The organism is Micromonospora sp., from assembly GCF_048594385.1.
GTDB lineage: Bacteria > Actinomycetota > Actinomycetes > Mycobacteriales > Micromonosporaceae > Micromonospora > Micromonospora wenchangensis.
In genome coordinates, this window is the sequence record NZ_JBMDWU010000512.1 from 1 (window position 1) to 15266 (window position 15266).

A 15266-nucleotide genomic window follows, 5' to 3' on the forward strand; every position below is an offset into this window, starting at 1 on the left:
TCGGGCCGCGCGCCCGCCGGTACGCCACCGCCCTCGACGAGCTGTACGGTGCCGGCCGGGGCGAGGGCACGGCGGCCGAGGCGGCCGGTCGCGCCGGCCGGGAGGCGTCCTTCCCCGGCGTACGGGAGTGGGCGCAGGAACTGTCCGCCCTGTTCGGCCCCGGCGTACGCGAGGAGGTGCTGGCCCGGGCGGTGGAGGCGGGCCGGCTGGACGCGGTGACCGAGCTGGACCCGGCGGCGGTCCGTCCGTCGGTGGAACTGCTCCGCGACGTGCTCACCCTCGCCGGTGGGCTGCCGGAGTCCACGGTGGCGAGGCTGCGCCCGCTGGTGGCCCGGATCGTGGCGGAGCTGACCCGGCAGTTGGCCGCCCGGCTGCGCCCGGCGCTGACCGGGTTGACCACCCCCCGCCCCACCTACCGGCCGGGCGGGCCGCTGGACCTGCCCCGGACGCTGCGGGCCAACCTGGCCACCGCCCGCCGTGACGGGCAGGGCCGGATGCTGCTGGTGCCCGACCGGCCGGTGTTCCGCACCCGGGCCCGCCGGGGGGTGGACTGGCGGCTGGTGCTCGTCGTCGACGTCTCCGGGTCGATGGAGGAGTCGGTGATCTGGTCGGCGCTCACCGCCGCCGTGCTGGCCGGTGTCCCGGCGCTGAGCACGCACTTCGTCGCGTTCTCCACCGAGGTGGTGGACCTGACCGAGCGGGTGGACGACCCGCTGGCCCTGCTGCTGGAGGTCAGTGTCGGCGGGGGCACGCACATCGCGGCCGGGCTGCGCTACGCCCGGTCCCTGGTCACCGTTCCGCAGCGGACGATGGTGGTGGTGATCAGCGACTTCGAGGAGGGGTACCCGATGGGTGGTCTGCTGGCCGAGACCCGGGCGTTGGTCGAGGCGGGTTGTCAGGTGCTGGGCTGCGCCAGCCTGGACGACACCGGCCGACCCCGGTACTCGGTGGCGGCGGCGGGCCAACTGGTCGCGGCGGGGATGCCGGTGGCCGCGTTGAGCCCGCTGGAGCTGGCCCGGTGGGTCGGGGAGCAGGTGCGGCGGTGACCGGCCTGCCACCGGTGACCGCACCGGTGCTGGCCGAGGCGTTGGACGCGCTGCCGGCCCGGCTGCGCCGCAAGGTCGACGACGCGGTCGTGCGGGCCGGCGGCTGGCCGGTCACCGATACGGCCGGTGGGGTGAGCGTCCAGGTCGACGAGGCGACCACAGTGACCCTGGTGACGGTCGACGGGGTGGTGCGCCGTGCCGCCGACGCCCGGTGCAGTTGCCTGCTCGCGCCGAACTGCCTGCACCGGATGGCGGTGCTCGCCCTGGCCCCGGTGGACGACGGGGTCCCGGTGGGCGACACGCCCCCGGTGGGCGACACGGCCCTGGTGGGCGACGCGGCCCCGTCGCCGGCCGCCGACCGGCCCGTCGATCCGGCTGCCGCCACCGGCCCGCCCACCGGGGTGACCGGAGACGCGGTGGCGGACGGCGCCGGATCGCCCCCCGCGCCCACCGGTCGGCAGCGGGCCGCCGCCGACGGGCTGTGGCGGGTGGGCGTGGCGGTGCTCGCGGCGGGGACCGTCGGCTGCGGGGTGGTGCTGCGGACCGCCCTGCTGCGGGCGGTGCACGAGGCCCGGGCCAACGGCCTGCACCGGGCGGCGGCGTCCGGCACCCGGGTCGCGGCCGGGCTGCGGGCCGCCCGGGAGGGCGAACCCCAGCACCGGCTGGCCGACCTGACCGACGACCTGCGGGAGCTGTTGTCCGTGTCCCGCCGGCTGCGCGGGGACACGCCGGCCGGTGATCCGGGCGCGTTGCTGGGCACCGCCCGGCGGACCTACGACCCGCAGGCCGGCCTGCGACTGTACGGGCTCTGCACGGTCCCCGTGGTGGCCGACTCCGGTTACGCCGGGGTGGTCACCTACCTGGCCGACCGCACCGGTCGACTCTGGACGGTCGCCGATCTCGCCCCGGGTGACGTGGGCCGGGCCGCCGGGGCGGGCGACGCGACGGTGGCGGTGGGCGAGTCGGGGCTCAGCCACCGGCAGCTCACCCGGGCCGGGCTGGTGGTGTCCGGCGGCACCGCCTCGGAGTCGGGGCAGCTGGGCGCCGGCAAGGCGGTCCGGGCGGCGCGGGCCGCCGGGGTCGGCTGGGCCGACGAACCCCTCGCCGGGCTCTGGGCGCAGCCCCTGCCCGACCAGGTCCGGCGGGCCTTCGGCGCGGTGGCCCTGCCGCTGCCGGAGCGCCCCGCCGGGGCCGACCTGCTCTTTGTGACCGTACGGGTGCTGGGCGGGCACGACCACACCGTGCTGGTCGGTACCGACGACGGGGTGGTCCTGACGCTGACCGTCGCCGACGAGCACGCCGCCCTGCCGCACCGGGCCAACCTGCGTCTGCTCGGGCAGGCGGTGGGGGCGCGGCTGCGCCTGGTGGGCCGCCTCGATCCGACCCGCCGGGCGACCGTGCAGGCGCTCGCCGTGGCACCTGTCGACAGCGACGGGCCGGGGCTCACCCTGCCGCCGAGCTGGGCGGGACACGCCGACCTCGGCTACGACCGGCTGCACGCGAGCCAGCTCAGGGCGGGCGACGGCGCGGTGGCGGTGGCACCGGACCGGCTCCCGGAGGCGGCCGTGCCGCGTCCCCGGCTCGGCGATCCCGCCCTGGGGCTGCTGCGCCGGCAGGTGGAGCGGGTCGTCTCGGGTGGCCGGGCGATCCAGGCGTTGGCCGATCCGACGGAGCGGACGCTGCGGCTGGCCCGCCTCGACCTCGGCGCGCACCTGCTCGCCGCGATGGGCTCGGCGGCCCGGGCCCGGCCCCGGGACGCCTTCGGGCGGCTCACCGACGACGACGGGCAGGCGTTCGCCGAGTCCTGGCTGGCGGTGGCGGTCTACGAGGAGGCGGCGTCCCGGGCGTCGGCGGAGGCGTCCTGGCTGCCCTGACCGTCCACGCCCGGGTGGCACGCCGTCAGCGGGTGTGGTCGTCGGGCCCGGCGGCGGTCAGCAGCGCGACCAGGTCGTCGAGGGTGTCCAGGGGACGACCCGGACCGTTCAGCTCGACCTCGACGTCGTACTCCGACTCGATCGCGTCGACCATGCGCAGCAGGCCGAGGGAGTCGACGCCGAGGGCGACCATCGAACCGCCGGTGAGCAGGTCGGTGGCCGCGACCTCACCGCCGGTGGCCTCGCTGACCAGGTCGGCGAGGCGCCCCCGCAGGTCGGTGGTGTCACTGGTGTCCATCAGCACTCCTTCACGGACGGCCGGACGATCTCGGCGATCTCGGCGATGGTGGGGGTGTCGAAGAAGGCGTCCAGGGGCACCTCGACGCCGAGCCGTTGCTGGATGCGGCCACTGATCCGGGTGATCGTCAGGGAGTGGCCGCCCAGGTCGAACAGGTCCTCGTGCACGCCGATGTCGGGAATCCGCAGCACCTCCTGCCAGATCGTCCGCAACTGGGCCACCACCGGGTCGTCGGCGGCCGGGGTGACGGCCCCGCCGGGTGCCGGTTCGCCGGGCGGCCCACCGGTCCCGGCCGGGTGGACCGGGTCGGTGGCCGGCGGTCGGGTGAGGTCGGCCGTGCGGTCCCGGGCGGCCAGGGCGGCCCGGTCGACCTTGCCGTTCGGGCTCGACGGCAGCCGGTCGAGCGGCACGAAGGCGGTCGGCCGCACGGCCTGCGGCAGGCTCGCCGCCAGGTGCCGGCGCAGCCCGGCCGGCTCGACGACGGCACCGGCGCGGGGCACCAGGTAGGCGACGAGCCGGGGTTCGTCGGCGTCGGAGCGCAGCACCGTCGCCGCGTCGGCCACGTCCGGATGGTCGAGCAGCCGGGCGTCGATCTCGCCCAGCTCGACCCGGTGCCCCCGGATCTTGACCTGGTCGTCGGTGCGGCCGAGGAAGTCCAGCCGCCCGTCCGGCAGCCACCGGCAGCGGTCACCGGTGCGGTAGAGCCGCTGTCCGGGCCGTCCGAACGGGTCCGGCACGAACACCTCGGCGGTCAGGTCGTCGCGCCCCCGGTAGCCGGCGGCCAGTCCGGCGCCGGCCAGGTGCAGCTCGCCCGGCACCCCGATCGGCGTCGGCTGTCCCGTGGCGTCCAGCAGGTACGCCCGCACGTTCGGCAGGGGGCGTCCGATGGTGACCTCGTCGGGGTCGACGTCGGCCATCGTGGCGTACACCGTCGCCTCGGTGGGGCCGTACCCGTTGACCAGGCGGGCGGTGCGGGCCCGCAGCTCGCGGGCCAGGGCGGGCGGCAGGGCCTCGCCGCCGGTGACGGCGACCAGCGGGGTCGGCGCGACCCCGGTGGCGTCCGGTCCGGGCGTGCCGAGGCCGGCCTCCAGCAGCACCCGCCAGCCCGAGGGGGTGGCCTGGGCGTGGGTCACCCCGGCGGTGTGGACGAGCCGCAGCACGCCCGCGCCGTCCAGCGGGCCGACCGTCGAGGCGACGACCACCAGGCCGCCGGTGACCAACGGCAGGAAGACCTCCACGGTGGAGATGTCGAACGACAGCGAGGTCAGGTGCAGCCAGCGGTGCGTGGGACCGCTGCCCAGCAGGTCCCGGACGCCCAACAGCAGGTTGGTCAGCGCCCCGTGCCGCACCGCGACACCCTTGGGCCGGCCGGTCGAGCCGGAGGTGTAGAGCAGGTAGGCCAGGTCGTCGGCGACCGGCGGCGCGACGGGGCCGGTCGGCGTCGGCACCGGCCCGGCGAGCAGGTCGACCCCGTCGAGGGCGAGGGTGGGCCGGGACAGCCCGCCCGCCGTCGGCGTCACCACCAGCGCGGGGTCGGCGTCGTCGAGGACGAGAGCCTGGCGGGCCGGCGGGTGCTGCGGGTCCACCGGCAGGTAAGCGGCCCGGCAGCGCAGCACCGCCAGCAGGGTGACCACCGCCCGCCAGGACCGGTCCAGGGCGACCGCGACGATCGTCCCCGGCCCGACCCCGCGCTGTCGCAGCAGCCCGGCCAACCGGTCGGCGGCGGCATCGAGCTGGGCGTAGCTGAGCGTCAGGTCGTCGTCGACCACGGCCGGCGCGTGCGGGTCGGCGGCGACCCGGGCGGCGAACAGGCCGGGCACGCTCGCCCCGGCGGGGTACGCCCGGCCGGTGTCGTTCCACGCCCGGGTGACCCGGTCGACCTCGTCGGCGGGCAGCACCGGCAGCTGCGCCACCGGCCGGTCGGGGTCGGCGAGCGCGGCGGCGAGCAGGGTACGCAGGTGCGCCCCGATCCGGCGTACCGCGTCGGTCGGGATCGCCGCCGGGCTGTGCTGGAGGCTGACCGTGAGGCCGGTGGGGGCGTCCACGATCTGCACGTGCAGGGCGTTGCGGGCGGCGCCGCCGTACAGCGTCCAGTCGACCTCGCCGGCCACCCCGGGGAAGCTCGGCTCGCCGCCGCGTCGCCGGTAGCCGACGCTGACCGGGGTGAGCGCCGGGGCGGGGCGCAGGCCGGGCACCGCGTGGGCCAGCGGCACGGCCCGGTACCGGTACACCTCGCGCAGCCGGTCCCGGACGGCGCGGGCGTGCGCCCGGAACGTGCCGTCGGCCGGCGCGACGGTGACCGGCAGTTCGTTGACGAACAACCCGATCCGGTCGGCCTGGTCCGGGGTGCGGGTGGACAGCGCCACCCCGATCGGCAGGTCCCGGTTGCCGTACCGCCCGAGCAGGGCGTGCAGCGCGGCGAACAGCAGCTCGAAGCGGGTGACCCCGAGCGACCGGGCCGCCGGGTCGATGCCGTCGACCACGTCGGCGGGCAGCGCCACCTCGACGGCGACGCCGGGCTCGGCACCGGTGGGCAGCCGGCGCAGGCCGGGCAGCAGCACTTCGCCGGGGCCGGACCAGTGCCGCGCCCAGAAGTCGCGGGCGGCCGGCAGGTCGGCGGCGATCCGCTGCTGCTCGGCCGCCGCGAGGCCGGCATGGTCGTCGCCGGGCTGCCCCGGCGCGGTGCCGGTGCCCCGGGTCGGGTCGGCGGACCGGGCGGTGGCGTATCCGGCGGCGAGGTCGGCGACCAGCACGTCCTTGGAGGTGCCGTCGAAGACCAGGTGGTGGGCGGTGACCAGCAGCAGGTGGTCGCCCGCCGCCCCGGTCAGCAGGGTGAACCGGGCCAGCGGGCCGGTCCGCAGGTCGTACGGCCGGGCGATCTCCTCGGCGAACCGTTCGTCGGTCAGCGCGCCGAGGGTGACCGCCGGGCGGGTGTCGGCGGGCGTCAACCGGGGGGTGCCGTCCTCGTCGGTGTCGATCCGGGTGGCCAGGACGGGGTGCCGGGCGACCGTCGCCGCGCACGCCGCGACGAGGGCCGTCCGGTCCAGCTCCGCGCCGAACCGGATGCCCACCGCCAGGTGGTACGCCGTGCCGGCGACCCCGGCCTGTTCGGTGAACCAGACGGCGTGCTGCGCGAAGGTCGCCTCGGCGGTGCCCACATGCTCTCCCATGGTCGTGCTGTCGGTGTGGGTGGTCAGTTGTCGAACAGGGCGGTGAGCTGCCGTTTGAGCACCTTGCCGCCCTCGTTGCGGGGCAGCCGGTCCAGTAGCAGCAGCCGGGCGGGCAGCTGGTGGTCGGCGAGCCGGTCGGCGAGGAAGCCACGCAGCGCCGGCAGGGTCAGCCCATCCGGGCCGGCCTGCGGTCGGGCCACGACGGCGGCGGCCACCGCCGAGCCGAGCACCGGGTGCGGCACCCCCACCACGGCCACCTCGGCGACCAGCGGATGCTCGTGCAGCGCTGCCTCGACCTCGACGGTGGAGACCTTGAACGCACCGGTCTTGATCACGTCCTGGTGCCGGTCGGTGAGGTAGAGGTAGCCGTCGGCGTCGATCCGGCCCACGTCGCCCATCCGCACCCAGCCGTCGCGGAAGGTGGCCCGGTTCGCCGCGTCGTCGCGGTAGTAGGCGCGCGGGTGCGGGGCGCGCAGCCACACGTCGCCGGTCGTCCCGGCGGGCAGCGGGCGGCCGTCGGCGTCGGCGACCATGAGTTGTCCGCCGACCGGCCGGCCGACCGCGTCCGGCCGGGCCGGGTCGTAGATCATCGTGGTCTGCGCCGGGGCGGCCTCGGTGGAGGTGTAGTAGTTGACGATCGTGGCCTGCGGGAAGGCCGTGGCCAGCCGGGCCGCGACCGCCGGTGGCAGCGGCGCGGCGGTGGACCCGATCAGCTGTACGCCGCTGGTGTCGCGGTCCCGCAGCGCGCCGGAGTCGAGCAGCTCGATGGCGATCGACGGGACCACGAACACCGTCCCGGTGCCGGGGGCGGCGACCAGCCGGGCGAACCGGACCGGGGTGAACCGGGGCAGGGTGAGCGCGGCGGCCTTCGCGGTCAACGCGTTGAGCAGCATCGTCTGCCCGGCGTTGGTGCCGATCGCGAAGGCGTGCAGGAACCGTTGCGAGTGGGCCAGGGCCAGCCGGCGTGGGTGGTGCGGCGCACCGGCGGTGAGGTTGGCGTGCCGGGCGGCCACCCCCTTGGGCCGGCCCGTGGTGCCCGAGGTGTAGAGGATCTGGGCGAGGTCACCGGGGCGGGCGGCGGACGGGTCCCCGTCGTCGGGCCGGTCGGCGCGCAGCTCGGCGTCGCCGTACACCGCCACGCCGGGTGGGGCCGGCGGGGCGGGGGTGTCGTCGCCGTGTACGACGGCGGTGGCCGCGCAGTGGGTGAGCGCGTAGCCGAGCTGCCCGGCGGCCAGCCGGTCGGACAGCGGCACCGCCACCCCGCCGGCCCACAGGACCCCGCAGTACGTCACCGCGTACCGGACCCAGTCGCGGGGGCCGAAGACCAGGCCGACCCGGTCGCCGGGGCGCAGCCCCCGACGGCGCAGCGCGGCGGCGACGGCCCGTGCCCCGGCGGACCACCCGGCGAAGGTCAGCGTGGCCACCTGGTGCACCTCGACCGCCACCCGGTCGGGGTGCAGCCCGGTGCGCCAGTCGAGCAGCTCGGGCAGGGTACGCGGCGGTGGCGTCCCGGCGGGTGTCGTGGTCACCGCAACCCTCCCGCCGTCCCGACGCCCACCGGGGTCCGGTCGGCGGGGCCGGTCGTCCGGGTCCGGCGTTCCTCGAGGCCGACCAGGTCGTCCGGGGGCGCGTCGGGCACCTCGTCGTCGAACCGGGCCAGGGTGGGGGTGGCCAGCGACACCAGCGCGGTCAGCGCGATGCAGACCCCGAACAGCACGTAGAGCAGCCCGTGCCCCCGACCCGGTCCGACCCCGAGCACCGCGCCGACGGTGCCGGCCAGCGCACCGTCGGGCAGCAGCGTCGGCTCCACCACCCGGGCGGCGAACGGGGCGACGAGGCCCCAGCCCAGCGGCAGGGTGGACTGGGCGACCATCTGGTTGACCGCGAACACCCGGCCGTGCACCCGCGCCGGCACCTTGGTCTGGATGATCGTCTGGTAGACGCCGTTGACGATGCCCAGCGCCAGGTACATGCCGAACGCGCCGGCCCCGATGAGCAGCAGGTTGGGCCGCAGCCCGGTCAGTACGGCGGCCACCGCGATGCCGAGGGTGCCCAGCAGCACCGCCCGCATCCGACGGTGCCGGGGGCCACCCCACAGCAGCATCACCAGGCCGCCGGTGGCCGCGCCGACCCCGCCGGTCAGCGCGACGCGGGACACGTCGGTGAGGTCGGCGAAGCCGAGCACCAGCGGGGAGAGCAGGAACAGCACGGGGAACAGGAAGAAGTTCAGCGCGGCGAAGAACGCCAGCATGGCGCGGAACTCCCGTCGCCGCAGCGCGTAGCGCAACCCGGCGACGATCTCGGTGCCGATGCCCTCGCGGCGGCGCAGGGCCAGCGTGCGGGGGAACCTGACGACCGCCAGCACCCCCACCGCGAACAGGTACGACGCCACGTCGACGAGCAGGATGCCGCGCAGCCCGATGGTCTCCAGCAGGGCGACGGCGAGCAGCGGCACGGTGAACTGGGTGAGGCCGACGGCGGTCTGGGTGAGGCCGTTGGCGTGCCCGAGGAAGCGTTTGGGCACCAGTTGCGGCACCGCCGAGACGAACGCGAGCCGTTGGAAGGCCAGCGCCACCGACAGCCAGCCGACCAGCGGATAGAAGTGCCACACCTGCACCCGGTCGGTGAACACCAGCCCGGCGAGCACCGCGTTGGCGCTGCCGGCGGCGAGCCCGGCGCACAGCAGCACCCGCCGCCGGCTGGTGCGGTCGATCAGCGCCCCGGCCAGCGGCGCGACCAGTAGGCCGGGCAGCAGGCCGAGCACGGCGAACAGGGCGAACCGGGCGAGTGACCCGGTCTGCGTGTAGATCCACAGTGGGATCGCGAAGGTGGTCAGCGCGGTGCCCAGCCCGGAGACGACCTGACCGGCGGCGACCAGGCCGAAGCGGCGCAGGCTCGGCGGCGGGTCGCCGCGGTCCCGGTCGCCGTCGTCCGTCGGGGTCCCGTCGGTGCGGGAGACGGCGGCGAGCTGCCAGGGCGGTGGCGTGGCCGGTGACCCGTCCGCGACGGGCCGGGGCGGGGCGTCGAGCCGCCGGTGCACGTCGGTGACGATCTCGGCCAGTTCGGCGGCCCGGTACTTCAGGAAGTAGTGCCCGCCCTCGTCGATCACGGCGAGGGCCGTGCGGTCACTGAGGAAGTGCCACTCCCGGTACCGCTCCTCGTGGTAGTCGGTGCTGCGGTCCCGCTCGCCGACCACGGAAACGACCGGTGCCCGTAGCGGGGTGACCCGCTGACGCATCAGCGTGGTGAAGTAGTCCTCGCTGACCCGGGCGTCGTGCCGCATCGCCCGCACCAGGAACCGCACCTCGTCGGGGGCGAGCGAGCCGACGGCCGTGCCCTGCGCCTGCAACCAGGTGCGGTAGATCCGGTCGCTGCGTAGCCGCTCGGCCAGCCGCAGCCGCAGTAGCGGCGCGAGCGGCCCGTCGGCGGGCCGGGCGAACGGGAACACCGCACCGAGGTAGACCGCGAGCAGGTCCCGTCCGGCGGCCTCCAACCGGCGGGCGACCTCCACGGCCAGCGCCCCGCCGGGGCCGCAGTGCCCGTACACGATCAGCGGGCCGGTGACCCGGCCCAGCACCTCCGCGACCACGTCGGCGGCGACGTCGGCGATCGGCGCGGGCTCGTCGGCGAGACCGATGTCGTGTCCGGGTACGGCCACCGACAGCAGTCGGTACCCGGCCGGCAGCGCATCGGCCAGCGGCTGGTAGACCACCGCGCTGCCCCCGCCGTACGGGACGCAGAGCAGGGTGGCGACCCGGTCGGCGGCGGGCACCGGCGGGGTGAGTTCGTGCAGCAGCCCGGCCCGGCCGGCGTCGGGTCCGGCGACCAGATCCGCCAGTTCGCGTACGGTGCGGTACCGGAACAGGTCCATCACGCTGACCGTCGGCGGGGTCCCGTCGACGACGGCGGGCAGTTCCCGGCGCAGCCGGGCCACCACCCGGGTGGCCAGCAGCGAGTGCCCGCCCAGGTCGAAGAAGTCGTCGGTGACGCCGACCTCGGGCACCCCGAGCACCGCCCGCCACACGTCGGCCACCAGCGTCTCCACCGGCCCGACCGGGGGCACCCGTTCGCCGGTCGGGCCGTCGTCGGTCGGCTCGGGCAGGGCCCGCCGGTCCACCTTCCCGTGTTCCTGCAACGGCAGCCGGTCCAGCACCACCCAGCGGGTGGGCACCATGTGCTCGGGCAGCCGCCCGGCGAGCAGGCGACGCCAGTGCGCCGGGTCCGGCCCGGCCGCGTCCGGCTCCGGCCCCGGCCCCGGCTCCGCCTCCAGGTAGGCCACCAGCCGGTCGTCGCGCAGCAGCACCGCCGCCTGGCGTACCCCCGGGCAGTCCCGCAGGGCGGCCTCCACCTCGCCCAGCTCGACCCGGTAGCCACGGATCTTCACCTGGTGGTCGCGCCGGCCGAGGAAGACCAGTTCCCCGTCGGCCCGCCAGCGGGCCAGGTCGCCGGTGCGGTACAGCCGGGCCCCCGGCGGCCCGTACGGGTCGGGCACGAACCGTTCGGCGGTCAGGCCGGGCCGGCGCAGGTAGCCCCGGGCGAGCCGGTCACCGCCCAGGTACAGCTCACCGGGCATCCCGACCGGCACCTGGCGCATCCGCTCGTCGAGCACGTGCACCGAGGCGTACGGCAGCGGCCGGCCGGTCGGCACCGGGCCGACGTCCGGCGCGTCGGCCGGCACCCGGTAGGTGGCCACGCCGACGGTGGCCTCGGTGGGCCCGTAGTGGTTGAACACCCGGGTCGGCCCGGCGGCGAGCGGGGCGATCCGCTCCAGGCCGGACGCCTCACCCCCGAGGATCAGCGCGCGGGCCGGCAGCAGGTCCTCCGGTGCGGTGTCGGCGGTCAGCGCGGCCAGGTGCGACGGGGTGATCTTGAGGTAGTCGATCCGTTCGTCGCGCAGCCGGGTGGCCAGTTCGGCGCCGGTGCCCCGGCGGGGGAGCAGGTGCACCGCGCCACCGGTGGCCAGCGCCAGATAGAAGAGGGTCACGCTGAAGTCGAACGACATCGACTGCATCAGCCCGTACCGGGCGGCCGGGGCGACCGCGAACCGGTCCGCCACCCCGTCGAGATAGCGCAGCACCGGCCGGTGTGGCACGGCCACCCCCTTCGGGGTGCCGGTCGAGCCGGAGGTGTAGATGACGTAGGCCAGGTCGTCGCCGCGCACCCCGGTCGCCGGTCGGTCGTCCGGCTGGGCGTCGACCTCGGCGGTGATCTCGTCCAGGCAGGTCGCCGCCGTCCCGGCGGGCAGCCGGTCGCGCAGCCCGGTGCCGGTCAGCAGCACGGTCGGTCGGGCGTCGGCGAGCATCAGCCCCAGCCGGGCGGCGGGCTGCTCCGGGTCCAGCGGCAGGTACGCGCCGCCGGCCCGCAGCACCCCGAGCAGCGTCACGGCCAGCTCGACCGACTGTTCCAGCAGCACCCCGACGAGGCGGTCCGGGCCCACGCCCCGGGCCCGCAGCCAGTGGGCGAGCCGGTTGGCCCGCCGGTCCAGTTCCCGGTAGCCGATCCGGTCGGTGCCGCAGACCACGGCCGGCGCGTCGGGAGCGGTGGCGACGTGCGGGTCGATCAGGTCGGCCAGGGTGAGCGCCGCCCCGGTGACCCCGGTGCCGGACGGCGTCGGGCCGGCCCGGTCCCCGGCGAGGGCCAGCATCCGGTCCCGGCCGGTCGGGCCCAGCAGGTCCAGGTCGACCACGGGCCGGTCCGGCTCGGCGACGGCGGCGCGCAGCAGCGTCCGGAAGCTCTCGGCCAGCGCGGCGACGGTGGCGGCGTCGAACAGGTCGGTGTGGTAGACGAACGTGCCGCGCAGCCCGTCGGCGCTCTCCGCGACGTACAGCGCCAGGTCGAAGCGGGCGCTGGCCGCGTCGGTGCCGACCGGTTCGGCGTGCAGGCCGGCGGGCCACCGGTTGCCGCCCCGGGCGTAGTTCTGCAGGGTGAACAGCACCTGGAACACCGGGGCGCGGGCGACGTCCCGGGTGACGTTCAGCTCCTTGACCAGGCGTTCGAACGGGATCTCCTGGTGGGCCAGGGCGCGCACCACGGTGCCCCGGTTGCGGCGCAGCAGGGTAGCGAAGCCCGGCTCGGCGGCGGTCGCCGGGTCCGGTGAGAGGTCGGCGCGCAGGGCCAGGGTGTTGACGAACAGGCCGACGAGGTGTTCCAGCTCGGGCACCACCCGCCCGGCCACCGGGGAGCCGACGGCGAAGTCCCGCTGCCCGCTGTACCGGAACAGCACGGCCTGCAGGCCGGTGAGCAGGGTCATGTAGAGGGTGGCCCGGTGGGCGCGGCCCAGCCGGCGCAGCCCGTCGGTGAGGTCGGCGTCGACGGTGAACCGGTGGGTCGCGCCCGCGTAGGACTGCACGGCCGGGCGGGGCCGGTCGGTGGGTAGCTCCAGCGGCGGCACCCCGGCCAGCGCGCGGATCCAGTGGGTGAACCCGTCGCCGGTCGGCGGCCCGTCGAGCCGGTCCCGCTGCCAGCCGGCGTAGTCGACGTACCCGGTGGTCGGCGGTTCGGGCGGGTCGCCGCCGTCGCGCAGCGCGGCGTAGCCGGCGGCGATCTCGCCGAGCAGCAGGTCCAGCGACCAGCCGTCGCTGACGATGTGGTGCATCGCCAGGTGCAGCAGGTGCTCGGTGTCGGCCAGCCGGACGACGAGCACCCGCAGCAGCGGCGCGACGGCCAGGTCGAACGGGGTGTGCACGGAGTCGGCGACGAGGGCGTGGGCGGCGTCGGTGCCCGGCGCGTCGGTGACGGTCACCGGCACCCGTACCTCGGGCAGCACCGTCACCACCGGCTCCCCGTCGGCGCTCTCGGTGAACCGCATCCGCAGGCTGTCGTGCCGGGCGGCGGTGGCGTCGAGGGCGGCGCGCAGCAGGTCGACGTCGAACGTCCCGCGCAGCCGCACCGTCGCGCGGACGACGTACGCGGCGGTGCCGGGGGAGAGCTGTTCGGTGAACCAGATCCGCTCCTGGGCGAATGACAGCCGGGGATTTCCGGCGGCCCGGGGGATGGTGGAATGCGGCGGGGCGGCCCGCGTCGGTACGTCAACGTTCGTCACGCGGCGCCTTACTCGAAACGGTGCGGGCAGTGGCCAGTAGTCTGCCCGGCGGGCCCGAACAGTCGGATCGGCTGATCGGTCCACTATGGAAAGGCCCTTCGAGCGATTCGGTGACGGTCGTCGCGTCGTACGGTCGGGAATGCGATTCGCTGACGTGGTGGTGCCCGCGCAATGGGCGTCGGAGACGCTGCTGTCCGCCGAGTTCTCCGGCGACGGGGCCGGGTCGGCGCCGTTGACGTGGGCCCAGCAGGTGATGTGGCGGTCCCTCGCCCGGTACGGCTCCCACCACGTCTTCCTCAACCTGCGCCGTACCGTGCCGGTGTCCGCGCGGGCCGGGGCGGACCCCGCCGCCGTGGTCCGGGCGGTCGGCGCGCTGGTTGGCCGGCACGGTGCCCTGCGCACCCGGGTACGGGTCGTCGACGACGTGCCCCGCCAGGAGACGGCGGCGGCCGGGGTGCTGCCGCTGCTGGTCAGCCCCGGGGTCGACGACGGTGCGCGGGCCGCCCGGGAGGTGGCCGCCCGGTTCGGTGACGTCGCGTTCGACCACGCAGCCGAGTGGCCGCTGCGGGTCGCGCTGGTGACCGTCGACGACCGGGTACGGCAGATCGTGGTGGTGTTCAGCCACTCCACCGTGGACGCGCACGCCGCCGAGGTGGTGCTGCGGGACCTGCGGCTGCTCGTGCTGCGCGGCGACCTGCCCACCCCGGCCGGCCCGCAGTCGGTGGACGTGGCCCGCTGGCAGCACGGGATCGACCAGGGCCGTTCGGCGCGGGCGGTCGGGCACTGGCTGCGGGAGTTCGACATGCTGCCGCCGTCGCCGCTGCCCGCGCCGGGTCCGGGCCTCACCCCGCCGTGGCGACGGGGCGTGCTGGTCTCCACGGCGGTCGACACGGCCATCCGGCTGATCGCCGCCCGGCACCGGGTCAGCGGTTCCGCGGTGCTGCTGGCCGGGGTGACGGCGATGGCCGTCGGCCACGGTGACCGGGAGCGCACCGGCATTTTCCCGATGGCCCACAATCGGTTTCGGGCCGGGTACGCGAATGCCGTCGCCAATCTCGGCCAGATCGGTTTCGGCGTGCTGGATCTGTCCGGTCGCCCCCATTTCGGGGAGCTGTTGTCCCGGGTGTGGCGGGTGTCCCTGGACGCGTTGCGGCACGCGTATTACGACCCGGTCGCGCTGCGGCTCGGATTCGAGCAACGGGGGGTCGACCCGGCGTCGGCGTTCCAGCCGTACCACTACTTCAACGACGTCCGGTTGCCGGTCGGCGGCGTCGACCGGCTGCCGGCGGTGACCCCGGAGGCGTTGCGGGCGGCCACGGCCGGCAGCACGTTCGGCTGGACGGCGGGGCTCGACCGGGCGGCCTGGCACCTGCTGACCCACGTGGTGGACGAGCCGGCCGGGGTGGGCGTCACGCTCACCGTCGACACCCGGCAGCTTCCGCTGGAGACCGTCGAGCCGTTCCTGCGCGGCCTGGAGGAGCTGCTGGTGCGGGCCGCCTTCGACGACGTCCCCTGGCCCTGGTCACCCCCCACCTCGACGCCTGCCATTGGGACAGCCGCCGCCGCGCCGGTCGGGCGGACGACCGCCGCCGACGGGTCGACGTACGCTGAGTTCGCCGGGGGACGGGTCGCGACCGCGCCGCTGACCTGGGGGCAGCGGGCGATGTGGCGGACGGTGGCCGAGTTTCAGGCCCCCGCCGCGTACCGGGTGCTCACCCTGCCCCGCACCCTGGCGGTCTCGGCGCGGGCCGGGGTGGACGTGCCCCGGGCGGTACGGGCGGTGGGTGCGCTGCTCGCCCGGCACGAGTCGCTGCGTACCCGGGTCCGCCCCTACGA

General features: G+C 76.3%; 7 protein-coding genes. 3 read left to right on the top strand and 4 right to left on the bottom strand.

Annotated elements, in window-relative coordinates; translation table 11 throughout:
- Together ACOJTC_RS27420 and ACOJTC_RS27425 are read left to right on the top strand one after the other, a co-directional pair.
- Positions 1 to 1046, top strand: a 1046-nt coding sequence (locus ACOJTC_RS27420) for a vWA domain-containing protein (protein WP_420119047.1), incomplete at its 5' end; no start/stop codon positions are given.
- Positions 1043 to 2920 carry a hypothetical protein gene (locus tag ACOJTC_RS27425; RefSeq protein WP_420119048.1) on the top strand — a complete coding sequence of 626 codons (1878 nt, stop codon included), beginning with the start codon at positions 1043 to 1045 and terminating at the stop codon, positions 2918 to 2920. The genes ACOJTC_RS27420 and ACOJTC_RS27425, both read left to right, overlap by 4 nt.
- Positions 2921 to 2945: 25 nt before the next feature.
- Here the strand turns inward: ACOJTC_RS27425 and ACOJTC_RS27430 are convergent, their stop codons facing one another.
- The 4 genes from ACOJTC_RS27430 to ACOJTC_RS27445 are packed head-to-tail and all read right to left on the bottom strand — an operon-like array spanning position 2946 to position 13430.
- A complete protein-coding gene (locus tag ACOJTC_RS27430; RefSeq protein WP_420119049.1) occupies positions 2946 to 3218 on the bottom strand; it encodes a phosphopantetheine-binding protein in 273 nt (90 codons plus the stop codon).
- Entirely contained in the window at positions 3218 to 6388 is a 3171-nt protein-coding gene (locus ACOJTC_RS27435; RefSeq protein WP_420119050.1) for a non-ribosomal peptide synthetase, read from the bottom strand. The genes ACOJTC_RS27430 and ACOJTC_RS27435 overlap by 1 nt, the downstream gene beginning before the upstream one ends.
- A 23-nt stretch (positions 6389 to 6411) precedes the next feature.
- Positions 6412 to 7917 carry a class I adenylate-forming enzyme family protein gene (locus tag ACOJTC_RS27440; protein ID WP_307826017.1) on the bottom strand — a complete coding sequence of 502 codons (1506 nt, stop codon included), beginning with the start codon at positions 7915 to 7917 and terminating at the stop codon, positions 6412 to 6414.
- The gene (locus ACOJTC_RS27445; RefSeq protein ID WP_420119051.1) at positions 7914 to 13430 is read right to left on the bottom strand and encodes an amino acid adenylation domain-containing protein; all 5517 of its coding nucleotides are present in this window, start codon (positions 13428 to 13430) and stop codon (positions 7914 to 7916) included. Before ACOJTC_RS27445 ends, ACOJTC_RS27440 begins: the two co-directional genes overlap by 4 nt.
- Before the next feature lie 139 nt (positions 13431 to 13569).
- Here ACOJTC_RS27445 and ACOJTC_RS27450 point away from each other — a divergent pair.
- The coding region (locus ACOJTC_RS27450) for a condensation domain-containing protein (RefSeq protein ID WP_420119052.1) at positions 13570 to 15266 on the top strand (1697 nt) is incomplete at its 3' end.

Bases quoted from the DNA above. Each gene is read 5' to 3' on its own strand.
- ACOJTC_RS27430 (WP_420119049.1), bottom strand. From the start codon at position 3,218: ATGGACACCAGTGACACCACCGACCTGCGGGGGCGCCTCGCCGACCTG.
- ACOJTC_RS27435 (WP_420119050.1), bottom strand. From the start codon at position 6,388: ATGGGAGAGCATGTGGGCACCGCCGAGGCGACCTTCGCGCAGCACGCC.